This is a genomic window from Streptomyces chisholmiae (genome assembly GCF_031845445.1).
Taxonomy (GTDB): Bacteria; Actinomycetota; Actinomycetes; order Streptomycetales; family Streptomycetaceae; genus Streptomyces; species Streptomyces chisholmiae.
Genome location: NZ_JAVREO010000244.1, coordinates 1 through 422, shown reverse-complemented (window position 1 = coordinate 422; position 422 = coordinate 1). Strand labels below are relative to the sequence as shown.

Sequence of the window (422 nt, the reverse complement as noted above, 5' to 3'; positions counted from 1 at the left end):
GGCATGGGAGCGATGACCGGGCTCTGGCTCGGGCCCGGCGCGCACAAGCTGGGCGCCGACGCGCTTGCCAAGCTCATCGTCGAAACCGCCGGCGCCGCTGCACAGGTCGCGTCGGCACGGCAGCAGTACCTCACCGAGGAGTTTGCCCAGCGCATGCAGGAACTCGGCCAGGCGCCGCTGACCCGTTGGGACGGCGGCTCTTTCGAACCCGAGCGTCAATAACCGCCGGGCAAACGAGTTGCGCGGACGGGATGGCGACTGCGCCGCAGTTCAGGGCGCCCAAGAATTGCTTATCCAGCAATTTTTGCCGTTGCACTAATTACCAGTACGAACGATCTACACGTGTAATTCGCACAAAATTCAGTTAGCTGCGGTCGGTCAGCGCCGCTATAGTTTATTGGTCTCGTGCCCACACAACCCCC

At 62.6% G+C, this 422-nt stretch carries 1 protein-coding gene; it reads left to right on the top strand.

The annotated features are described in order from the left end of the window. On the top strand, positions 1-222 hold a 222-nt coding region (locus RM844_RS33020; protein ID WP_311671109.1), incomplete at its 5' end, for a hypothetical protein. Between the last annotated feature and the right edge of the window lie 200 nt (positions 223-422).